22 protein-coding genes are annotated in these 23,231 nt (G+C 48.6%); 12 read left to right on the top strand and 10 right to left on the bottom strand.

Annotation, left to right across the window (positions count from 1 at the left end):
* Positions 1-61 precede the first annotated feature (61 nt).
* Positions 62-1,048, bottom strand: coding sequence for a glycoside hydrolase family 43 protein (locus tag FHW36_RS08780; RefSeq protein WP_145665776.1), 987 nt, complete (start codon positions 1,046-1,048; stop codon positions 62-64).
* Positions 1,049-1,161: 113 nt separating this feature from the next.
* Between FHW36_RS08780 and FHW36_RS08775 the strand changes: the two genes are divergently transcribed.
* The 9 genes from FHW36_RS08775 to FHW36_RS08735 all read left to right on the top strand — a co-directional run bounded on the left by FHW36_RS08775 (position 1,162) and on the right by FHW36_RS08735 (position 9,519).
* On the top strand, positions 1,162-1,434 hold the full coding sequence (locus tag FHW36_RS08775; RefSeq protein ID WP_145665773.1) for a hypothetical protein: 273 nt from the start codon (positions 1,162-1,164) through the stop codon (positions 1,432-1,434).
* On the top strand, positions 1,407-4,373 hold the full coding sequence (locus tag FHW36_RS08770) for an AsmA-like C-terminal region-containing protein (RefSeq protein ID WP_145665770.1): 2,967 nt from the start codon (positions 1,407-1,409) through the stop codon (positions 4,371-4,373). Before FHW36_RS08775 ends, FHW36_RS08770 begins: the two co-directional genes overlap by 28 nt.
* Before the next feature lie 113 nt (positions 4,374-4,486).
* On the top strand, positions 4,487-5,077 hold the full coding sequence (locus FHW36_RS08765; RefSeq protein WP_186452355.1) for a TetR/AcrR family transcriptional regulator: 591 nt from the start codon (positions 4,487-4,489) through the stop codon (positions 5,075-5,077).
* A gap of 4 nt (positions 5,078-5,081) precedes the next feature.
* A complete protein-coding gene (locus tag FHW36_RS08760; protein WP_145665764.1) occupies positions 5,082-5,432 on the top strand; it encodes a GIY-YIG nuclease family protein in 351 nt (116 codons plus the stop codon).
* A gap of 170 nt (positions 5,433-5,602) precedes the next feature.
* Complete coding sequence (locus FHW36_RS08755) at positions 5,603-6,076, top strand: hypothetical protein (RefSeq protein ID WP_145665762.1); 474 nt, start codon at positions 5,603-5,605, stop codon at positions 6,074-6,076.
* A gap of 2 nt (positions 6,077-6,078) precedes the next feature.
* Entirely contained in the window at positions 6,079-6,513 is a 435-nt protein-coding gene (locus FHW36_RS08750) for a hypothetical protein (protein WP_145665760.1), read from the top strand.
* Positions 6,514-6,566: 53 nt separating this feature from the next.
* Entirely contained in the window at positions 6,567-7,124 is a 558-nt protein-coding gene (locus FHW36_RS08745) for a TetR/AcrR family transcriptional regulator (RefSeq protein ID WP_145665758.1), read from the top strand.
* Positions 7,125-7,130: 6 nt separating this feature from the next.
* Complete coding sequence (gene fabF / locus FHW36_RS08740) at positions 7,131-8,372, top strand: beta-ketoacyl-ACP synthase II (RefSeq protein ID WP_145665754.1); 1,242 nt, start codon at positions 7,131-7,133, stop codon at positions 8,370-8,372.
* 166 nt (positions 8,373-8,538) lie between these two features.
* Entirely contained in the window at positions 8,539-9,519 is a 981-nt protein-coding gene (locus FHW36_RS08735) for a DUF6268 family outer membrane beta-barrel protein (protein WP_145665751.1), read from the top strand.
* Between the two features lie 346 nt (positions 9,520-9,865).
* On the opposite strand, the gene FHW36_RS08730 is transcribed toward FHW36_RS08735, so the two are convergent.
* Positions 9,866-13,156, bottom strand: coding sequence for a S41 family peptidase (locus FHW36_RS08730; protein WP_145665748.1), 3,291 nt, complete (start codon positions 13,154-13,156; stop codon positions 9,866-9,868).
* Between the two features lie 266 nt (positions 13,157-13,422).
* On the opposite strand from FHW36_RS08730, the gene FHW36_RS08725 reads away from it, so the two are divergent.
* Positions 13,423-13,875, top strand: a complete 453-nt coding sequence (locus tag FHW36_RS08725) for a cold-shock protein (RefSeq protein ID WP_145665745.1) — start codon at positions 13,423-13,425, stop codon at positions 13,873-13,875.
* A gap of 97 nt (positions 13,876-13,972) precedes the next feature.
* On the top strand, positions 13,973-15,058 hold the full coding sequence (locus tag FHW36_RS08720; RefSeq protein WP_145665743.1) for a metallophosphoesterase: 1,086 nt from the start codon (positions 13,973-13,975) through the stop codon (positions 15,056-15,058).
* Here the strand turns inward: FHW36_RS08720 and FHW36_RS08715 are convergent.
* Positions 15,023-16,045 (bottom strand): sterol desaturase family protein, encoded by a 1,023-nt coding sequence (locus tag FHW36_RS08715; protein WP_145665740.1) that lies wholly within the window; start codon positions 16,043-16,045, stop codon positions 15,023-15,025. The two genes, FHW36_RS08720 and FHW36_RS08715, sit on opposite strands and share 36 nt — an antisense overlap.
* A gap of 144 nt (positions 16,046-16,189) precedes the next feature.
* Between FHW36_RS08715 and FHW36_RS08710 the strand changes: the two genes are divergently transcribed.
* Positions 16,190-16,882: a molybdopterin-dependent oxidoreductase gene (locus FHW36_RS08710; RefSeq protein WP_145665737.1), complete on the top strand. Its 693-nt coding sequence runs from the start codon at positions 16,190-16,192 to the stop codon at positions 16,880-16,882.
* On the opposite strand, the gene FHW36_RS08705 is transcribed toward FHW36_RS08710, so the two are convergent.
* The 7 genes from FHW36_RS08705 to FHW36_RS08675 all read right to left on the bottom strand — a co-directional run bounded on the left by FHW36_RS08705 (position 16,879) and on the right by FHW36_RS08675 (position 23,225).
* Positions 16,879-17,658: a class I SAM-dependent methyltransferase gene (locus FHW36_RS08705; protein WP_145665734.1), complete on the bottom strand. Its 780-nt coding sequence runs from the start codon at positions 17,656-17,658 to the stop codon at positions 16,879-16,881. The genes FHW36_RS08710 and FHW36_RS08705 overlap by 4 nt on opposite strands.
* A gap of 88 nt (positions 17,659-17,746) precedes the next feature.
* A complete protein-coding gene (locus FHW36_RS08700) occupies positions 17,747-19,105 on the bottom strand; it encodes a hypothetical protein (RefSeq protein WP_145665731.1) in 1,359 nt (452 codons plus the stop codon).
* Positions 19,098-20,084: a FecR family protein gene (locus FHW36_RS08695; RefSeq protein ID WP_145665728.1), complete on the bottom strand. Its 987-nt coding sequence runs from the start codon at positions 20,082-20,084 to the stop codon at positions 19,098-19,100. Before FHW36_RS08695 ends, FHW36_RS08700 begins: the two co-directional genes overlap by 8 nt.
* A gap of 11 nt (positions 20,085-20,095) precedes the next feature.
* Positions 20,096-20,632 (bottom strand): RNA polymerase sigma-70 factor, encoded by a 537-nt coding sequence (locus FHW36_RS08690; RefSeq protein ID WP_186452354.1) that lies wholly within the window; start codon positions 20,630-20,632, stop codon positions 20,096-20,098.
* A gap of 92 nt (positions 20,633-20,724) precedes the next feature.
* Positions 20,725-22,041 (bottom strand): alpha/beta fold hydrolase, encoded by a 1,317-nt coding sequence (locus FHW36_RS08685; protein WP_145665723.1) that lies wholly within the window; start codon positions 22,039-22,041, stop codon positions 20,725-20,727.
* A gap of 4 nt (positions 22,042-22,045) precedes the next feature.
* Positions 22,046-22,936 carry an SdpI family protein gene (locus tag FHW36_RS08680; RefSeq protein WP_145665721.1) on the bottom strand — a complete coding sequence of 297 codons (891 nt, stop codon included), beginning with the start codon at positions 22,934-22,936 and terminating at the stop codon, positions 22,046-22,048.
* A complete protein-coding gene (locus tag FHW36_RS08675; protein WP_145665719.1) occupies positions 22,923-23,225 on the bottom strand; it encodes an autorepressor SdpR family transcription factor in 303 nt (100 codons plus the stop codon). Before FHW36_RS08675 ends, FHW36_RS08680 begins: the two co-directional genes overlap by 14 nt.
* Positions 23,226-23,231 lie beyond the last annotated feature (6 nt).

Below are 23,231 nucleotides of genomic sequence, written 5' to 3'. Positions count from 1 at the left end.
AACCAGGCAGACCGGCGCCTTTATCGTATCGGGAAAATGATTTACGCGATAAGGAATTTGTCTATCGGATCGGTGCGCGTACCACGCCCTCCCTAGTGATCTTCACCGGTTTGATATACCCGTTGGCATCAAACTCCATCCGGTCGATACAGGTTTCCCGTGAGTTGGCTGCTTTTTCTGTGAGCGGACGGCGGTGGTATACAATGTACCAGCGATTTTCAGCAGGAATACTGATCACAGAGTGATGCCCTGCCCCGGTGGCAATAGCTGGGTCCTGCTCCAGTATTTTGTCAATGCGTTTGAAGGGGCCCCTCGGTGAATCGGCGATCGCATAGGCCACACAATAGTCCGGGCCACCCCAGCCGCCTTCCGACCACATGAAATAGTATTTACCGTCTTTCTTAAACATGGTTGGCCCTTCTACATATTTGTCCGGTGTAATTTCCCGGAAGGTAGTACCATCTTCAAAAGGAATAAAGCCCGTGAAATCATCTTTCAGCTGCGCAATATTACAGTGGCCCCAGCCGCCGTAGATGAGGTAATATTTACCATCGCTGTCGTGGAACACATACTGATCAATGGGCTGGGCTTTGTTGATGATCTTATCCACGAGGGGCTTCCCCAGGTAATCTTTATATGGGCCGGCGGGATGATCGGCCATTGCCACACCAATGCCGCCTATTTCGGCATTACTTTGGATATCATTGGCGCCGAAGAACAAATAGTAGCGTTGATTTTTCTGGATGATAGCCGGCGCCCACATCGCTCTTTTGGCCCATTTTACAGCAGCGGTATCCAATATCCGCGGGTGTTTGGTCCAGGTAACCAGGTCGGGCGAAGAGAAGGCATCAAAAAATACCTGCTTTTCATAAGCCGCGGAGTAGGTTGGATAAATCCAGTACTCCTTACCAAATACTACCCCTTCCGGGTCTGCGTACCAGCCGGGGAATACGGGGTTTCCGGATAATTTGTCCAGCTTCTTTTGCTGTGCTGTAGCCATGCCCGCGCTCCCTGCCAATAATAACAGTGCTATCATTCTTCTTTTCATGAATAACAATTAAAATGAATCGTTAAAAATAATAAAATCTCCAAAGCGTTTTTAAAGGTGATAAATTTCCGATATATTTTTGCATACTTTTATTCAACAGAAAGGCAATTGGCATGAAGCGTGGGAAAAAAATAATCAGGTTATTACTGATCAGCGCAGGTATTTTCCTGCTGGTGATCGCCATAGCAGGATGTATACTGTACAGTCAGCAGGAGCGGCTTACCCAGATGGCCGTCAGGGAATTGAACAAGCAGCTCCCCGGGGAGCTGGTGATTGCCAGCAGCAGCATCTCTCCTTTCAGCAACTTTCCTTATATCTCTATTGCCTTACACGATGTCCGTTTTTTCAGAGATAAAAAATGGATGGGACTCCTTTGTACCAGGTAGAACGGCTCTACGTAGGTTTTAGCCTGCCCGACGTACTACAGCAGCGGTATAATGCCCGCATCATTGTGCTGGCCAATGGGAAAGTACATGTTGCCCGTTACGCCAACGGCGCCGTAGACATTATTGACGCACATACGCTGAAAAGCGGCAGCAGTAGCATTGCTACAGATACTGCGACGGCCGCGCTGAACCTTGACCTGAAAAAGATCATCCTGAAAAATATCGACGTCACTTATCATGATGATGCCACTGGCTGGAAGGTGACCTCCCATATCGATAAAATCAAGACCGCCTTCTCCATGGACGCCAACCGCATCGCTATTAACATGGACAGTAAGCTGGTGGTGGATGTTACCGGGAAAACCGATACCAGCCTTTTCCGGCACAAGCAGCTTCTGTTTACGTTGAGTGGCGTTTATGATAAACAAAAGAAAACACTGACCCTTCCTCCGGGTAAGATCAGGCTGGAAGGCGCTTCCCTCGAGTTGGCGGGACTGTTGAGCGAGCACTTTGTGGATCTTAAAGTGAAAGGCGACAAGCCCGACATGAATCTCCTGCTGGCATTGGTGCCGCGGGATGTGACGGTGTTACTGGAGAAATACAAGCACGACGGCCGCATCTTTTTCGACGGTATTATCAAAGGGCCGGTGGGCAAAGGAATAGCCCCGCTGATTACCGTTAATTTTGGCTGTGAAGCCGTGTGGTTCCAGAATAAAAAGATAGACCGTAAAGTAGATCAGCTGGGCTTTAAAGGGTATTACACCAATGGTGCGGCACATAACCTTCAAACGTCAGAATTACATATCCTTAATTTCAATGCCCGCCCGGGTACTGGTATATTCAAGGGTAACTTTGTGATGAAGAACTTCACCGATCCGCAGATCATTATGCAGTTATATTCTGAACTGAACCTGCGATTTGTAGGGGAATTCCTGGGTATTAAAGACCTGGAACAGATCAGCGGGGAAATTAAGCTGAATATGAATTTCCGGGAAATGGTGGATATGCGTATTCCCGAAGAAAGCCTGGCAAAGCTGAAAGAAGGCGTACAAAGCGAGTTAACCGTAAAGCACCTGGAGTTCAGGATTCCCGGTTATCACCTGCCGGTACAAAATATGAATGTGCATGCGGTGATTCAACAGGGGCGGCTGCAGGTAGATTCCGTGACTTTTCGTATAGGCAGTTCCGATATACTGGCGCATGCTTCCGTGAGCGATGTGCCGGCCCTCTTCCACCAGCAAAACAAGCCGGTAGCCGTTACCTTTGGCGCATCCAGCAGGCGCTTGCAGCTGGGGGAACTGTGGAAAATGGATTCCACCCACCCGGTATTGGCTAAAGAAGTGGTAAAGGACTTCCATATAGGACTGGCTTTTGAAAGCTCGGTAAAAGAGTTGCTGCATCCCAATCCACTGCCTAAGGGAACCTTTAAAGTGGAGCAACTGCGGGCAGCATTTCAGCAGTACCCGCATGTGTTGCACGACTTCAACGCCGCGGTGGCGATCGGTGATACCAGTTTACGGGTATCTAATTTCAGCGGAAACATCGACAGCAGTAATTTTGCGCTGAAAGGACGACTCAATAACTATCTCCTCTGGTTCGATAAAATTAAAAAGGGAAATACTGAAATTGCATTTGACTTTAAATCGGACCGGCTGGCCGTGAATGACCTGATCAGCCAGCGGGGACGCCAGTTTATTCCCCGGGGGTATTGGTATGAGCAGGCGAACAATGTATGGCTGCGCTCTAAGATGAGCCTCAAATACGATACCGTGTTTAAGAAGGTGGATGCGCATATCGCCAATATTTCCGGCACTCTGCGGGAGCATCCTATTAATATAGAAAAAGTAAACGGGCGGATACGTTATGGCAACAACCGGTTTATTGTGATAGATACACTTACCGGCAAGGTGGGCCGTACCGACTTTGACCTGAACATGCGTTATGCTGTTGGGCCAGGTAAAAACAAACAAAAGCGCAGCAATTATTTTAGGTTTAAATCCAACCTGCTGGATGTGGATGAGCTGATGAACTACGATTTCAGCGAGCCTGCCGTAGCCTCCACGACGCCTGCGAAGCACACCACTGTAAAGGAAAACGACTCCCTCCATGCGGCCGGCTTTAACGTATTCAATATCCCCTTTTCCGAATTTGAAACGCAGGTAGACATCAAAAAAGTAAAGTATAAGCGGCTATGGATAAAGAACCTGCTGGCGAATGTACATATGCGGGAAGATAAAAAGATTAAGGTCGACACCATTGCCATGAACATTGCCGGCGGGCATGTAGCCATGCGGGGCATGTTTAACGCCAGCGATCCAAAGAAACTGTATTTCAAAAGCGGTATCTATCTAGAAAATGTAGATATCTCCAAATTGCTGATCAAGTTCGACAATTTTGGTCAGGACTTTGTGTTGAACAACAACCTGAAAGGTACGCTGAGCGGGCATATTAAGAGCAATGTACGCCTGCACCCGGATCTGACGCCGGTGCTGAGTGAAACCGAATCACAGATGAATATTGCCATTGTGAATGGCACCCTGCTGGATTTCGGTCCCATGCAGGCCATGGCCGGCTATTTCAAGGATAAGAACCTGCGCATGGTGCGGTTTGACACTCTACGCAACCAGCTCACGCTGAAAAACGGCGTATTGCAGATCCCCAATATGAATATCAATTCTTCCCTGGGATATATAGAGGTTTCCGGTAGTCAGTCGGTCAATATGCAGATGGACTATTACCTCCGCATCCCGATGAAGATGGTGACGCAGGTGGGCTTCCAGGCCCTGTTTGGCCGCAAGCGGGAAGAGGTGGATGTAGACCAGGTAGATGCAATTGAGGTACGCGATAAGGACAAGAAGGTCCGTTTTATGAGCCTGAATGTTTCCGGCACACCAGATAAATATAAGATAGCCTTGAAAAAGGCGAAACGCACTTCCTGAGCGTCTATCTTGGCCTCACCTATATGCGGCGCTTCCGTTGGAAGTGCCTTTTTTATGCATTCCATTTAATACCGTTTTATATTTTGAACACTGTTCAATATATTTGCACTATTATGAATAAAAAGGAAATACAGGAACAGCGGGTAAAAGGCTATTTTATTACCGCTACGAAAGACCTGTTGAAAAGCGAGGGGTTGAAAAGCGTGAGTGTTCGCAATATTGCAGACAGGGCGGGATATTCTTTTGCTACTTTGTACAATTATTTCAAAGATGTGAAAGACCTGGTGTTCCTCTGTGTTAAGGATTTCCGGGAAGAGTGCCGGGAGTATGTGGAGCGCCGCACGATGACCACTACACCGGGCAACAAACGGTTGAAAGCCATTATACTGGCCTATATGGAATACTTCATCCAATACCCCGGTATATTCGACTTGTTTTTTGCGGAGAAATTATCGGATATCAGTGGTAAGGGAGATACCAGCGCGTTGATTACCTCGCTGCTGGAAGAGTTATGCGCCACGGACTGGGATTACTGTGTAGACAGGCGTATGCTCACTTCCCGTGAGGCGGGATTGAAAAAGGCCGCCTTGTTATACGGCACTACCGGCCTGCTCACGCTTTATCTCAACAGGCGCCATCCCGGTAGCTATGACGCCTTTTTAAAACAAGCCACTCATTTCATAGACAGCCAGCTAAAAAGTTAACACCATGTCATCGAAGAAAGCACTGAAGCAGGTATACAAAGAAATGACCTTCCCGAAAGGCGTATACCAGTTGCGTAATAAGCACAACAATAAAGTATTTGTTGGCAGCAGTATGGACCTGGACAGGGCCTGGAACTCGCTGCGGATACAGTTAAAATCCGGGAATCACGCCAACGAAGCCTTACAGCGCGACTGGCTGACGTACGGCGAAGAAGGTTTCGTTTACGAGATCGTAGAAGTACTGAAAGAGTCTGTTGAGCCGGGGTCAGACCACCGCAAAGATGTTAAAGTCCTGGAGCAGTTGGTGATGCTGGAACTGGCGCCATACGGCGAAAAAGGTTATCATAAAAAATAGTATCTGACTTACGGGACATGTGTCCCGTAGACGCCGGCGAACCAAACAGGGAAAGCGCGTATCCCGGCAAACCGGGCGAATATAAGGCCATTGGCCGCGAATATGTATTGTATCTATCACGGATACCTCGCGGTGTGTAGCTTAGCGGCAGATTTTAACCATCTGTATGTATGAAACTGCTACGAAACATCATCTATATTGCTTTACTGCTGCTGGGGCTATTTGTGCTGGCACAAAAGGAAATCAAAGGACGTAGCAATATCAGGAAGCTGGGACGCCTTGCTAAGGGCGACAGCACTGTTACACTGTATACTGGCAATAACCTCGAGATTACCCACATCGACAGCCTGGACGTACGCACCACATTTCCCACGGGCGCTATCAGGGTTACCCGGGGACCGCACCGGATTGGCGTGAAATTCAGCAAAACCCGCTTCTATGTAATTGCCCGCAATGAAACCTACGCCAATTTCTCCTTCAACCTCAATTTCCCGGAGTATGGCAACTTTACCTTTGCAGGTTTTGAAAACAAACAAAATAACAAGATCTATTGCGAGCCACTGGCAGGTTTGCCCAAAGAAGCGGAAAAATTTTACAAGGACTCCATTATACCTGAGATCCTGGCCCAGTCAACACATGAGTAAAAATGAAAGAACAGCATTACTCCTTCCGCCTTTATCATTCTATGTTGCTGTTCTTTATTTTCACCGGGGTGATGTACACTTTGTACTGGTACCTGGTGCCCAATCTCAACTATGAGATACCGGAAATGGTATTCGTAGTGCTGTACCTGGGAGGGATCGGCTGGTATTGTTATGATTCTTTTTTCAAATCCAGCAGCGTTTGTTACCTGGACGTTTACCCCGAATGCATGACTACCCAAAACCTGCGGCGCCAGGCTACTACTTATTATTACCGCGATATCTCAGATATTGAATTACTGACGTATACCAGTCAGCAAGGCACCATATACCGGCTCACGTTATTAATGAAAGGTGGTGAAAAGCTTCCCCTGAAGCTGCACTTGTTCTCCGGGAAAACAATCCAGGCGCTGGCTACTTTGCTGACAGAAAAAATTTGATTTGCTTACTTACTACTAAGTAAGTATCTTTACGCGGCCAAAAGGCAAAAAATATGGCGGGCACAAAAGATAAAATCGTATCCATGGCCGACAGGCTGGTAAGAACCAAGGGATTCAATGCCTTCAGCTACAAAGACATTTCAGCACCGTTGGACATTAAAAACGCAGCGGTACACTATCACTTTCCGGCGAAAGCCGATTTAGGCATAGAGGTAGTAGCCCATGAAATTGCGCTATTCACCAGCAACACGGGCAAATGGGCCCACCTGCCCGAAGATGAGCAGCTGTCGCGGTTATTCGATATATTCCGGCGCTACAACAGTGAGGGTAACATCTGCCTGATGGGTTCACTGGCTACCGATTTTGAAACATTGGCGCCCGACATGCAGGCCAAGGTACAGGAGATGGGCAGCATCATTCTGCAATGGCTGACCAATTGCCTGGAGCAGGGTCGTAAAAACAAACGTCTTCACTTTAAAGGCGACGCCGATGCGCGCGCGCTGATGATCATATCTAATTTACAGTCTTCCCTGCTGCTGTCCCGCGTGATGGGCCCATCTGCCTTTCACCGGATCGCAGATCAACTGCTGGAAGATATTTGTCAAAAATAGCTAACTATGAAAAGAGTTGTCATAACAGGCATGGGCGCCGTGTCGCCAATAGGGAATGATGTTGCCACTTTCTGGAATAACCTGGTGAATGGGAAAAGTGGTGCTGCCACCATCACCCATTTTGATGCCAGCCGGTTCCGTACCCGGTTTGCCCATGAACTGACAGGATTTGATGCCAGCGCGTTGCTGGATAAGGCCGAACTCCGGAAAACCGATCCATTTACGCAATATGCACTGGTAGCTGCTGATCAGGCCATTCGCGACAGCGGACTGGATTTCAATAACATGGACCCTTTCGACACCGGGGTTATCTGGGGCTCGGGACAGGGCGGTATGCAGACATTCGAAGAGCAGGTGACCGAATATGTGTCCGGCGATTTTAACCCGCGCTTCAGTCCCTATTTCGTTCCCAAGCTGATTACGAATATGGCTTCAGGAATGATTTCTATTAAGCACCGGCTGATGGGCATCAACTATACCACTGTATCTGCCTGCTCCACGTCCAATACGGCCATCATGGATGCCTTAAATTACATCCGGCTGGGCAAGGCCAAAGTTATTGTAACAGGCGGTTCTGAAGCGCCCATCACGCCGGCCTCCGTAGGTGGATTTTGTGCGATGAAGGCCATGTCGGTCCGCAATGATGATCCGACTGCCGCTTCGAGGCCTTTTGATGTGGATCGCGACGGATTTGTGATGGGAGAAGGCGCCGGCGCGCTGATACTGGAAGAGTACGAACATGCGAAGGCCAGGGGCGCGCATATTTACGCAGAAGTGGCAGGGGCCGCAATGACAGCAGATGCCTATCACATGACCGCTACGCATCCCGAAGGACTGGGCGCTTTCCGTGCCATGCAGCAGGCCCTCGAAGATGCGGGGCTCGATAAATCTTCCGTTGATTACCTAAATGCCCATGCCACCTCAACTCCGGTGGGCGACCTGAGCGAAATAGCTGCTATTGGTAAATTATTTGGAGCAGCGCCTGCACACCTGCATATCAGCGCTACCAAATCCATGACGGGGCACTTATTGGGCGCAGCGGGCGCCATAGAAGCTATTGCCAGCGTGATGAGCATACAGCAGGGTATCATCCCTCCCACCATCAACACCCAACAACTGGATCCTGCTATTCCCGCAGGAACGCAGATAGTGCTGACCAACGCTATAGAAAAACCAGTGTCGGTAGCCATGAGCAATACCTTTGGATTCGGCGGCCACAATGGTATTGTCGTCTTCCGAAAAATATAATTAAAAACTTACCTATAATACCCGGGCGGTCGTTTTTGTGACGACCGCCCTTTATTTTTTATCAACTGCTTCGTTAAAATTAATTTTTAAAAAAGCGTAGGGGTATGTCCCGGTCATGCTGTCTTCCTCATGTAGTTTAAAAAAACATACTAAAAAAAAGACCATCATGATGGGTTACACATCAAAACACCTGCAACTGCGCAAGCAAAAAAAATCACTTTATTTATTAGTGGCCATATTCACCTTTGCTCCCGCTCAACGTCTCTTTGCCCAGCTGGGCGCGGCTTCCCTCAATGGACCCGGCATTGGATTCAGCGTAGATTATTTACCTGCATCGCGTTATATCCGCCCGGAAGACAGCGTAAAAACACATGCTACTTCTTCGCAGGTACGTTATAATTTTGGTGCTATCTTTTCACTCAGCAGTCGTGTTGACACCATTACCGGTAAGGTAAGAAACTGGTCCCTGGCGGCTTCAGGCAGCTACACCAAATTCACCAACAAGGATTATGAACACAACATCTTCCCGGAAGAGTTGCTGGGTGCCCAACTGGCACTGCAGCATTACCGCAATATTAACCGGCGCTGGTCGCTGGTGGCGCTGCTTTCAGCCGGCATTTACACCGATCTCGTGAAGGTTGATGAGAAAGATTTCTTTGTGAATGGAGGCGTTTTATTTGTGAAACAGGTGAATCGTCGCTTCTCCTATGGCATAGGGGCTATGCTGACCAATTCCTTTGGTACGCCAATGGTACTTCCTGCCTTCATGGTAAGATGGCAAACAGATAACAAGTATAGGATAGATATTAATTTCCCTGAAAAAATCAGTGTGTCCACCACGCTGAATAAATATACTGATCTCGGCCTTGCTTTCCGTATGCGTGGCGCCGCTTACGACGTAGAAAACCAGCAAAACAACAAAAGAATGATGGGACAAACAGAGGTGAGTATAGGCCTGGAAAATACCTGGCACCTGAACAAACATATCGATTTTGTGGCCTCTGCTGGCGCTACCCTCCTGAATGAAGTGTCTTTCCAGGAAAAAGATTTGTCGCATATGTTTGATAAACAGCATCCACATCGCCTGGCTACGAATTATTTTTTCAGCGGTGGTCTCCGGTGGAATTTCAAACCTGCACGTCGCTAACGGAAACGATTATATTAAAATATACTTTGTCTGCTTCGAGCTCCTATGGAGCCGGGCAGACAACGTTGTTATATCCACGGGGTTCGGTATCTTAGTGGCCAGCATATAATGATGGCCGTTATCATTTCTTTTGATCTGGACGACCTGCTGATACCCGGTATCAAACGATTCCCTGTAGAGCGCAATCACCTGCGGCACCGGCTTTTCAGCCGCAAAAAGAGATGATTGTCACTGGGGCGATACGATTTTGCAACGGTTGTCTGATCTCGCAGCGCAACAAACAAGCAAAGGAGCAAAGCAGTAAAAAATTACCACTTTGCTCCTTTGTTATTTTACATAAAAAACTTTACCTCACTTCATAAGGCGGCTGTGCGGGCGCGTTATAGCCTTTGGTCTGCAGGAGATTTTTTATTTCTGTAATGGCGCGTTCTATCTGCGGATCCACTCCTTTGGCCATATCCCCGAGGTTTTCATCTACCGGGATATCTGGATCTACGCCGTGGCCTTCGCGAAACCAGGTTCCATCCGGGTTAAACATGCGAAAATTGGGTATGGTTATCACACCTCCATCTATCAGCGGTGGTGTATTACTAATGCCTATTAATCCGCCCCAGGTGCGTGTACCAATAATAGGCCCCAGTCCTGCTTTACGGAAGTAGTCGGGGAATGCATCTCCCCCAGAGCCACTCCAGCCGTTGATGAGCATTACCTTGGGGCCAAAGTTGGCATACATAGGCCATGGCTGCGGTGTACCGCTGCGGGTGGCCCAGTAAGCGAGAGGTTTGCGGTTGAGCATTTCTATAAAGCGATCGGGGATTTGTCCGCCATTATTGAAGCGTTCATCGATAATGAGCGCGCCTTTATCCCATTGCGCGTTGAACTGACGGATCAACTCATCCTGCCCATCCCAGCCAGTGCTGGGCACATAGATATATCCTACCTGGTTGTTGGTGGCATCCGCAATCCGTTTACGGTTACTTTCTATCCAGGCCAGGTGACGCAGACGGTATTCCCTGCCCATAGTGGTAACGATAGCTGTTTTAGCACCTTCCATAGCAGGCCTGCTGTTGTAGGTGAGTTCCACCGCCTTCCCAGCCAGGGCCTGGAACCCGGCATAGGGTTCCTGTGCGGTGGTGAGCGGCACGCCATTCACCGCCAGTATATAATCTCCTTCATGGATGTTTACGCCGGGTTCATCCAGCGGGTTGCGCACTTCTCCATTCCACGGAGCGCCGCGGATAATTCTTTTTATTTTATAATACTGACCATCGGCTTGCCAGTCGACGCCCAGGTAACCCACATTTTCTGTTTTGGCATTTTCTACGTCGCCTGCCATATTGTAGGTATGCGAGGAACTTATTTCGCCGAGCACTTCGCGGATCACGAAGCTGACTTCATCGCGGGTGCGGGCGCCTTCCAACAGGCGCAGGTATTTATCTTTTACGCCATTCCAGTCTACTCCGTGCATATGCGGATCGTAAAAGAAATCCCGTTCCATGCGCCAGGTATCCATAAACAGTTGCTTCCATTCTTCCATGGGTTGTACAGTCATGGTCATTTCGCCAACACGCATAGCCGTATCTATTTTCTGATTTTCAGCTACATCGATTACGCCATAGGGACCGTTGTTGACCAGTATTTTATTACCATCGGCGGAAAGCTCGTACTGACCCGGATTTTTGATAATGGTTTTTACCTGGCGGGTAGCGATATCATAGTATTGCAATGTGCTTTCGCCGTTTCCTTCATCTTCGTCGGGCATGCCAGTGGTGAGAAACAGGATTTTCCCTTTGGCGGCCCCCAGGCGGGAATAGTTGCCTCCGGGCACCGGCAGCAATATCATCCTGGCCTCCATGTTGTCGAGATCAATTGTGGTGGCCGCTGGTTTTCCGGCACCAGGCTTTTCTTTCTTGTCGTCCCCTTTCTTGTCCTTCTCTTTCTTGTGCTTGTCTTTATCCTTTGCGGGTGCGGAGGATTCCTTTTTATCTTCTTTCATGTCTACTGCATCATTGCGGGTAGCCAGCAAAGACGGGGTTTCTTTTTTCAGCCCTATCACCCCAATGAGGGTGCTGTTAGCATAAATAAAAGTATTATCTATACTACTGTAGGTAGGCTTGAAAGACTGGTTGGTGAACAGGTACAGGTATTTTCCGCTTTCATCAAATATGGGGCGGTTGCAGTCATAAAAGCCGCTGGTTACCTGGTGGCGTTGGTTATCTTTGGTATCGAAGAGAAAAACGGCTTCATGCCCGTTTTCCAGGTCGCGGCTATATGTTAACCAGCGGCTGTCGGGCGTCCAGCTGAAGCGGAATGTTTCAAATACATCGGGGGAATAATGCAGGGCTTTGTCTACCTCGGTGGTTTTGCCCGTAGTAACATCAAGTACAAATATTTTCATCATCTGGTCGATGAAGGCAATCTGTTTTCCATTGGGCGACCAATAAGGACGGAAGCGGAAGCCGGGGCCGTAATGGGTGACCTGACGCGCTTCGTTTTCCTTGCCGGCAGGCGCCAGCCAGAGTTCATATTCCCCGGATTTATCGCTCCACCAGGCGATATTTTTGCCATCAGGCGACCATACGGGGTAACGCTCTGCTACACCGCTGGTGCGGGAAAGGTCTTTGATATACCCACTGTTGGCGGGCACTGAAAATATATCGCCCCGGGCGCTGATCAGGGCGCGCTGTCCGTCGGGGCTGATGGATGAAGATTGTATAAGGCCGCCAGGATGTACCGTACGCGGCTTCAGGCTTGCCAGGTCGGTACTGATGTTGATTTTTACTTCCGTGGTTTGTTCATTACCGAGCGACAGGAGGTATAATTTCCCATTGGCCTCATACACAATGTCAGCTGGCCCTATAGAGGGAAAATGTACGTCGTAGTCCTTATAGTGAGTTACCTGTATACTGGCTTTCGTGTTGGCATCGTAGCGCCATAGGTTCATCCGTTTCTCGTCGCCCCGGTCCGAAAGGAAATAGATATAATTTTTATACCACATGGGGAACTCGTCGCTGGTTTCACTTTTGTTGGAAATGTTTTCGGACTGTTGTTTATTAAAATCGAAAATATGGATATCTGCTTTCATGCCGCCCCGGTATCTTTTCCAGTTGGAGAAGCTTTGGGTACGGGTGGTTACTGCGATGCGGTTACCGTCGGGCGACCAGGAGCCGAACTCGGCGTAGGCCAGCGGCAGTTTCACCGGGGCACCGCCGGTTTCGGGGATGGTATAGAACTGGTTAAAGCGTTCCTTGGTACTTTCCCTGCCGGACGCAAAGAGTACCTGTTTGCCGTCCTGCGTCCAGTCGACCACCCGGTCGGCGCCGCCGTATTGGGTAAGCCGCAACGGTATCCCACCGGCCACGGGCAATACATACACGTCGGTGTTGCCGTCGTAATTAGCGCTGTAAGCCAGTTTGCTGCCATCGGGCGAAAATTTGGGGAAGGTCTCCACGCCGGGCGGGGAAATCAGTTTGATAGCAGTGCCGCCGGTTTTGGGGACAATCCAGATATCATTTGCATAGGAAAATGCGATCTGGGAACTGGACACATCGGGATAGCGGAATAGGCCGGCATCTACCTGTGCCATGGTCTGTTTTCCCGCCATAGCGGCCAGAAAGATCAGGGCTGTTGTTTTCATCATAAGCATTTTAGATTGGTGACACCGGCAGCCGTTGGTAGTGGTTCCGGTGTTGCAGGATTAAAACCTGTTTACTAATCTATGTAAATCCGGTAAAACAACCCGTTAAAATCCCATATTTGGTATCACCGGTGATTTGGCAGGATAATGCATTCTATGCAGGGGACACAGGGTAACTCAACAGCGCAGGATTATACTGGATATTTCTACCAGCATAGCTAAAAAAACCCGATCTTTATGCCGTACCAAAAATTTATATGTAACATATGGCCAAATCTCAGGAAACAGGTGGCAAAAAAGAATTAGAAAAGAGAAAGAAGCAACAGCGCCAGGAAAAGGCAGAGAGAAAGGAAGAGCGGAAAGCTAACAGCGGAAAAGGAAAGGGCCTGGAAGACATGATGGCTTATCTCGATGAAAACGGGAATTTGACTTCTACCCCTCCTGATCCGAACAAGAAAGTGGAAATTAAACTGGAGGACATCCAGATAGGCGCCCCCAAGCAGCAGCCTTCCGACCCCGTTAATACCGAACGTAGCGGAGTGGTAAAATTCTTCAACGAGTCCAAAGGTTATGGATTCATTATTGACCAGGAAACACAGGATAGTGTATTCGTACACATTAACCAGTTGGCCGGGCCGATTAAAGAAAGAGACCGCGTGTCCTTTGAAGTGGAAAGAGGCCCTAAAGGGCTGAATGCGGTGAATGTAAAAAAGAAGTAGGCCGTTAACCATCGGCAACCTGTCACTATTTTCCACGCATCGTTCCTCCTCAAGGACGGGGAACCAGCGCTATTACTATCCCTAAAGTCAACGAAGCGTGTCTAACCCGTTAAAACGATTGTTACAACGCCCGGTGATCTGGCTTTCCACCAGGTTTTCATCCAGTCCTGACCGGCAACAGGTATTCAGTTCCCTGTCGGCACTACACGAAGCTATTCTCGCAGGCCGGCGCCAAAAGGGACTGGTGCTGCCTTTTGATATGGAGCAATCGCGTTTTATCATTTTCTCCGATCAGCATAAAGGCGGAAAAGATGGCGCTGATGACTTCATGAGCGCAGAGTCCAGCTACCTGGCTGCCTTGCAGCATTACGGGGCGCAACAATTCACATTTATTAACTTGGGCGACTGCGAAGAACTGTGGGAATGTACGCCCACGAAGGTATTGGCCGCCAACCAGGTTACACTTACGGCAGAAGCCCGTTTTTTACAGGAAAAAAAGTATTTCCGGATTTTTGGTAATCACGACCTGGAGTGGCGGTATGCCGTTCCCCGGCAGCAGTTCCTGAAACCCATATTCGGCAGGAAACTGAAGGTATACGAGGGCCTTATCCTTCAAACCAGCTACCGGGAACAAACCTATCGTATTTTCCTCACACATGGCCACCAGGGCGATTTGCGGAGCGACGGCAATGCTTTCAGCAAATGGTTTGTTGCCGCTATCTGGACCCCGGTGCAGCGGTATTTTAATGTTCGTATGGACACCCTTTCCGATAGCTACGATCTGGCCGACCGGCACAATAGCCTGATGTATGAGTGGAGCAAAAACTACCAAAAAACGCTCCTGGTTTCAGGGCATACACATAAACCGGTGTTTGCCTCATTGGATCATATAGACCGGCTGACAAAGCAATTGGAAAAAGCCCAAAGCCAGGGAGACACCGCGGCCGTACACGTTTTACAACAGGCATTACAGGCCCGGAGGGCCGAATATGCAGGTAAACAAGTTGTGAAAACTATGGCGCATCCCTCCTACTTCAATACCGGCTGCTGCTGCTTTAGTGATGGCGACATTACCGGCATTGAAATAGCAGATGGATTTATCCGCCTGGTGAAATGGAAAAATGATATCCGCACGGTCCTGGAAGAATCACCCCTCTACTACCTCTTTGACCAGATGAACTGATTCTTTATTTTCCTCCACCCAGGCGCGTTTCACCACCCTGGCGGTTTTATGTTCGCCGGTATGGCTCCAGCCCGGAGGCATCACGATATACAGCAACTTGTTTTTAATCCCCGGCGCTTTTACCATGTCTTTCCATAAGCCATATAGCTCCCCAAAGTAAACATCCAGGAAATTATTGGGATTCACATCGCGTGATATCCCGTATTCAATCTTCATCTCCCGCTTTTCATGCTGAAAAGTACCAAACACCTTATCCCATATATTGAGTAGGTTGCAGAAGTTGGTATCCATGTACAGCGGGTTTTTAGCATGATGTACCCGGTGGTGGGAAGGCGTGAGAATAATATTGTTCAGGAAGCCCAGGCGGCCATCTTTGATCAGGTTTTCTCCCACATGGATAAATGCGCCCCAGGTGCCGTCGATAAACATGATGATAAACAACAGCGGCGGGTTTACGCCCATCAGTATGCAGATACTCGTGCGAACCACATCTGCATAAGGCGCCTCCAGGAAAAAGTGCGCATAAGTCACCGATAAGTTCATGGTTTCCGGCGCATGGTGAGTAGAGTGCAAACACCAGAACAGGCGCACTTTATGGCCAAAGTAATGATAAATAAAATGAGAGAATTCCCATATCACGTAGCCATAAATAAACCAATACCATTTGAGGGAAGTGCCGAAGAGCGCATATTTCTCCAGTACGCCAATGCAGAACGCCACAGCCGCAATAGAAATAAAGCGGGAGATAAAGCGGTTGGCTACAAAAATAAAGAAGGGCATTTTGTAGTCCTCTATTTTGAAGCGCTTATAAAATATTGCCCTGCCTATTTCCAGCAGCAACAAAAAAGGTATGAGCGGAGAAATCACGGAAAAGATCCCGTTGAGCGTCAATAACACCTTATAATCGCCGGTTTTACAAATCTCTATCAACCTGGATATCCCTAAGAAGCCGATAATTTCGTGGAATAATGTCTGAAAAAAAATCATAACGCACACATTTAAATCAATGGAATAGCCCCAACTTGTCTGAACAATCAACAATTTGTCCATACAAAGTATAAAATTCTTTACAAAAATTCAAACATTCTGGGGCCAGTGGTAAATGCGTACCTTCATGTAATATTTTATTTTATGGAAGCGGCTGACAAACTGAAACGCATTGTAGAAGCGAGAATGAAACTAAAATCCCGCTTTGAAGAGAAGATGCGGCTAACCCCATCGGTGGCAGACAACCGGCCTCAGGGCAGCGGTAAACTCAACCGGCATGGTATGCCGGAATTACCGGTAGGCCAAACCATTACCCATAAATGGCCGGTGTTGGACCTGGGTATTGAACCGGAGATATCGTTAACGGCGTGGCGACTAATATTGGACGGCGCCGTGGAGCATCCTACGACGCTTACCTGGGACGACTTCCTGGCCCTGCCTCAAACGGAGGATATATCAGATTTTCACTGTGTTACCAGCTGGTCGAAACTCGGTATGCACTGGAAAGGCGTACGCCTGCTCGACCTGGCAGCCCTGGTGCAACCAGTGGAAAACGCTACACATATTTTGTGTTATGGGTATGACGACTATACCACCAACGTGTCCCTGGAGGAAGCATTAAAACCGGACGTGCTGTTGGCACATACTGTAGAAAATGCCCCGCTGCCCAGGGAACACGGCGGCCCGGTGCGAATGATTACCCCCGAATTATATGCATGGAAAGGCACAAAATGGATCCACCGCATTGAATTTTTAACCGCCAACACCCTGGGATTCTGGGAAGAGCGGGGTTATTCCAACACCGCCTATCCCTGGAGGAATGATCGTTACAGCTAACCTTCTTTTACCGCAGTAACAAAATAATCCAGGCAATGCTGATCCAGGTCCTGGAGGTAAAAATCGTTGTGACGAATATTCACCGTTACATCTTCTATTTTTCTCAACAGGAAATAGCGGTTGATGTTATTTAATAACGTGTAGGGGCCTTTCAGCAAAAAGGCTGGCAGCCTGTATTGCAGCCGGAAAATATCGAACCGGGTCAGGGCATCGAAGTGTCGTTTATTTTCTCTGTAATAACTCATCACTGTATTATTGCCATAAATACCTGCTACCGTGGCCTGCGGGAAGTGCACCCCCACCAGCGCCTGCATGGCGGATGGCAGGTATTCCCGCACATGAAACGGGTTGCGGCTCAGCGACATGTATTTATTCGGCGTGGTCAGCAACAGGCGGCCACCGGGTTTCAATACACGTTTTATTTCCCGCAATAATGCATGATCATCGCGGATATGTTCTATTACCTGGAAACAGATCACTGTATCATAGCTGTTGTCAGCAATGCCCATCAGGTATGGCAGATGGCAGGTTTGAAAAGAAGCATTGGCGGGAAGTGCGGCGGGTGGTTTCTTTTTATCGACTGCCCGGTAATGGGCCGTGTGACTTGCCAGCAAATCCAGGCTGTATCCCTCCCCACAGCCGAGTTCCAATACCTGCTTGTGTAGCAGGTACTCCATCGGAATAACCTGGTAGGCAAATACATGCCGCTGAAAAACGTAGTTATTTACAAAAGAAGTGTTGTTGATCCGTTCGGCCGTTTTCAATAATGCTATCATAGTAATGCTTCTTTAAATGAATAATCGGTATCCTGACTATCGTCAGGTTACCTGGCATTACTTACTACACAGGGCTAACGAAAAACCCTTACTTCCGTTTTGGTAAATTCATGTTATAAAATATGCCCAGCTGAAAGCCTATCCAGGTCTTCACATTTCCGTTGCTGCCATAGTTATCGCTGAGCGTATAGGGTGGTTTGGGCAACGAAAAATAGGTGCTCATCGCTTCCATAGCCGATTTATCCAGCGCCTGGAATTGGCCATTGAAATCATAATAGCGCGTGAGCATACGATTAAAGGATAATCCCCCCTGCAGGCTAAAATGATTGCCCAATTTTTTTTCAGCTATCAGTGCCAGTTTCAAGTGTTGCACTTTCATGGTGGAGACTAACGTCATGGTGTCCCAGGATTGTTTGAGCTGGCCGGTAGTACCTTGCAGGTGTAATCGCCAATCATCCGGCAGGCGTACGGAGGTACCTGCACCCCAGCGCAGGCTGGAATTGCTAAAGTTGCTGCTCCAGGAGCCGATGCCATACAGGAAAGGAAATCCCAATTGCAAGGTGGGGTTTACATAATTCATTTCATCTGCCGATACGCCGGCGTTGAGCAGGAAGGCAAAGGGGCGTCGTTCGCTACTTCCATTCCCTTTCATTGAAGCCGGGCGCTGATAGTGGCTGGCAAAAATTTCCTGCAACCATGATTGTAGCGCGCTGGTTTTACCGGTAGCAGTTGTCCTGGCTTTATCGGTTATTGGTGGTTTTGTTTTGTCGGTAGCGGTATCTTTTCCAGATACCGTAACGGGAATATACTGAGAGGAGTCCGTCTCTTTCTTCCAATGCCCTCCCGGATGCCAGGACCATCCGCCTGTTACGGTCAGTTGCCTGGCACTATCTGCTGGCGTATGTAGACGGCCAAGGGTGGAATCTTTTTTTGAAAGCGCCCATGCGGTATCTGTCATGAAAAAATTTATGGCCGTATCAAAGTTGGTAGGTATAGCAAGAGAAGGATATCGTGGAGGCAGCGTATGTAACTGTTGACGCCATGGGGTAATAAGAGGGGCTGGTGCTTTCACCTTAGCGGTTATTTTCGTTGCTGGATGTGCCAGCACAGGTTTAGCACCAGGAGGTGGATTATCGATGAAAATAATGTGTTCGCCCAAAATCGTATAGTATATACCGGTATATTGCCTGATTTCCGCCAGTAGCTTTGCCATAGACCTGGCGCCGCTACCCAGGCGGACAATACGGCCCGGCGGAAATTTGCGCGTGTTGAGAGAAAAGCGTGCACCTGTCTGCCGGCTGACTATACCCAACAGCGAATCAAACCGGAGGGCCGTTCCCGGAAGCATCACCTGCTCTTGCAGGTTTACTTTTCTTTGTGCGTTGACGGGGCTGGCGGCTGCCAGGGCGATTAACACAACTATGATGCAGCGGCCAATATTATTCATTACATCCCTTACCACTGATATACACCGTATCTTTTTCGATCCTGCATTGAACATTCAACGTAATTGAGATAACATCAAAAATAAATTCCTTCGTTTTATTATCGAAAGAACTGCTCATGGTACAGGCTTCCAGTTTTTTATTTTTAAATACCACACGTATACCATAGGCTTTTTCCAGCTGTGTGACAATATCTTTCAGGCTGGCATTGGTAAAGGTAAAAGATTGCAGCGGCGCTCCCACAGCCGGGATGGAATCGGTGACGAAGCGGTGAAAAGCTTTATCGTAGCTGCCTGTTTGTCCTGCTTTCACAACAATACCATCTTCGTTCCTGTACATTTTTACCGCACCCGTATTTACCTTTACCCTGATGAACTGACTGTCTTCCCACACCCGGAATACCGTACCCAATACCTGCACCTGGATATCTCCCACACGCACCCTAAACGGTTTAGCGGGGTTGGAAGTTACATCGAAGGTGGCATTACCTGTCAGTTGTACTTCCCGGGTGGCGCCGGAGAAACCGCGGGCGTAAGCAATCGTGCTGCCTGGCTGGATAGCAGCCAGTGAATGATCCGGTAATGTATCCTGTAGCTGGGTATCCTGTGCTGTTCGGGTGATTAGTGCCAGTAACGGTTGCCCGGTGTTTTTCTTTTGCCAGCCCACATACAGGCCGGTGGCGCCCAACAGCAACAGTACAGCAGCGGCAATACTCCAGCGGATCGCTTTTATCCCGCCGGAGGATTTTACCGGCGCCTGTGCGCGGATAGCAGTTAAAGTGATTTGCGGATCAGGAAGCTGCCAGGAAGGGCCGGCGTTGGCGCCCTCCCATACTTTCATAGCCTGTTCAAACAGGCGCCGGTTCCCATCATCTGCCTTCACCCAATTATCCACAGCCATGGCTTCTTCCGGAGATGCTTCTCCGGAAAGGTACTTAGCCAGTACTTCCTCATCTACTTGTATGTGACCGGGACTATTCATCGTTAATAGTGTTAGCTATACCGGGAAAAAATGATTACCAGGATAATAATTAAATCTCCCAATTTTTCCCGTAAAATTTTCAATGCTTTGCCCATTTGAGCTTCTACCGTTTTTACCGACAGGTTCATTTCGGCTGCGATGGTAGCATATTTTTTTCCTTCAAAGCGGCTTTTAGTAAAGATTAGCTGGCATTGCGGAGGCAGCGCAGCTATCTCTCCCATGATACGCTGACTGATTTCTTTGCTGACCAGCTGATTGCTGTCATCACCGGTTACGTTGCTTTCCGCAGCATAGCGGTCTTTCACTTTATCGTGCCGTTTTACATTCAGGCAATAATTGTATACGGCTGTATAGAGATACGATTTTACAGATTGCTCTTTGTCGATCGTACTCCTTTTCTCCCATAGTTTCAGGAACACCGCCTGTACTGCGTCTTTTGCCTGCTCGTTGTCTTTCAGGATCGTAAAGGCATAGCGGTGCAGGCTTTCATAGTAGGTATGAAAGTAGTGTTCTACAAGTGAAACCAGTTTGTCATGACTTTGCTCCATTTCCAGTGGCAGATGCAACGCTCTTTGCTGTTATACCTTTAATACACCTTACCTGAAAAATCCCCCTATGCCAATGAAAAATAATTTTGAGATTATTTTTTAATAAATGCTACCAATGCGGGCATTAACTCCGGCACCAAAGGTAAGGGCGCATTTTTATCAGGTCCAATATTATTACTGTTTTTCAGGGTATGCGTCATGCCTGGCACCATCAGCAAAGTGGCTGTGGGCTTGCAGCGGTGCAGGATATCCAGTTGCGCTGGAGGCACCTGCACATCGGCTGAACCGCCTACCAGCAGTATGGGTGTTTTTACAGCGGCCAGTAAAGTACAGGGCACATACTTAAAGGTGCTTTTCCAGAAATTATACAGGGAGGGGGCAAAGAGCATCCCCAGGTCGCGGGGTATCGTGGTAGGATTATTGCCTTTACTCAGTGTGGCTAAGATATTATCCAGCTCCTGATTCAGCGAATCGTTCAGGCGGGATTTTAATTGCATAGCCAGCAGTTTGCTCATGGGTTCTCCCGGGGGACAGAGTAGTATGAGCCGGTGCAGCTTTCTTTCCCCAGCCACCTTGCTACCTATGAGGCAACCTTCACTATGGCCCATCACAGTAACGCCGGTAAACCGCTTGTCTTGCTGCAGATGGTCCACCCAGGCAAGGGCGTCGGTAGTAAATTCGTTGAGCGTCGTTTGATCTATCGGGATAGAAAATCCCTGGCTCTCTCCTACTCTGCGCTTGTCGTAACGCAGAGAGGCAATACCGCTGGCGGCAAGGCCTGCTGCCAGTTGCTGGTAGGAAGCGCTGTTGGGCAACGGCAGCATCACATTATTCCCATTGCGGTCGGTGGGACCAGATCCGGCGATAATCAACACTACAGGTGCGGCTGTTTTTCCCGGAGGCAGCGTCAGTGTCCCATGGAGCATACCACCGTCTTTCGTGGTGATGGAATCGGCGCTTTCATTGGATTGTAATACCGGCGCGTTAGTCCGGGCTTCTTCTATAAAAAATCCCGCTATCTTATGCTGTTGGCTCAATGCCACTTTAAAGGTGATATATCCACGGGCAAAGGTATTGGCAGCGAGTATCACGTGCATACGGTCGGCCGGAATTGTTTGCTGGTTGGTGAATGCCACCCACTTTCCGTATGCCAGTTCCAGCTGTTGCCAGGTACTGTTGAGCAAGGCGGCGGTCAGCTTGTCCTTCACCGCTGGATCCACTGCCTCCCGGGCCGCCTCCCAGTTACCTTTGCCGAGTTGTTCAAAGAAGAAGCTGACAACGCTGTCTTTTTGCTGTTGGTCATGCAACGGCGCGGAAACTGAAAGATGTAATGGAGCGGTAGCATGTATATAAGATACTGTTGCCATTTGGCTGCAGCCTACTATCAATAAGGTTAATAAACGTTTCATAGTATTAAGCTTGATGAATTAATTTTCTATAGAGGACAAACGAATATATGATGGGTATCAGCGTGATAATGACCAGGACAGTCAACATGATGTAGCGCGACTGATAACCGGTGGACACTAAAGTAGCGATAAAACCCAGGGTGCCAAACACGAAAAACAGGATGCCTCCTAACCGGTGTGTTTTCCGCCATACCATATCGTTCCTGAGCGTCCAGGGCGTGCGGATGCCCAGGTAGCGGTTGGGACGCACGTTGTACAGCAGGTTGCCGGTAATGGCGAGAAACACCAGGACAAACTGTGCGATCATTCGTTCCGGGTTGACATGGATACCGGCCAGCAGTATACAAAGGGGACCAATAGACGTTATCACATGGGTGCTGGCCCAGATAACCACATAGGATTTACGCGCCAGCGGTTTTTCATCGGCATATTTATACATGATGGCGTATACCCGGTAAATAAAGATATTCAATAGCACCAGCAACCCGGCGCCGCCGATGTAAGCCAGTATGGAAGAGCCTCCGGCAGATAATTTACCAGCGCCTACGAGCATTTCATAAATCGGGATACCTGTGAACAGCAGCACCAGTGCTACTTTCATGATATATAAAGTAGGACCGATGGCTTTAATTTGCCGGTCGGCGCCGGGCTTTCGCGGGTTTATAAACCTAGGGATGCTCATCGCCGCATATACAATGAGACTGGCGATCAACATGGCGCATACGCTTCCCTGCGGCGACATGTAGGCATTGGCGATCCACTTCCCATCTGCGCCAATCGTGTAGTGCGATGGCAATGTAGGTGGCAGTTGGCTCCGCAGGCATAGGTATACCACGAAAGGCGCGCCCATGACGACCAGCAGCGGGATTTCCTGCAACCATTTATTTTCCTTCATAGCGGGGTGTTATTTTCTTTTTGAGAGGTAAGGTATCGGCGGTAAACTGCAGCATCCACTTTAATAACTCGTCCATCACCGTGGTGTTAAGGGAGTAAAACACAAACTGTCCCTTTTTCACGCTGGTCAGTAATTCCGCCTGTTTTAGCAAATCCAGGTGATGCGAGATGGTCGGTTTGGAAAAATTAAAGTGGTCGGCAATCTGTCCCGCCGTCATGTCTTCCTGCTTCAGCAGCTCCAAGATATCCCGGCGGGTTTTATCATTGAGCGCTTTGAAAACGTTGTTCATTAGATA

The organism is Chitinophaga polysaccharea (assembly GCF_007829335.1).
Lineage (GTDB): Bacteria > Bacteroidota > Bacteroidia > Chitinophagales > Chitinophagaceae > Chitinophaga > Chitinophaga polysaccharea_B.
Note: the sequence above shows the minus strand (reverse complement) of the source record. Positions and strands in the feature narration are given on the sequence as shown.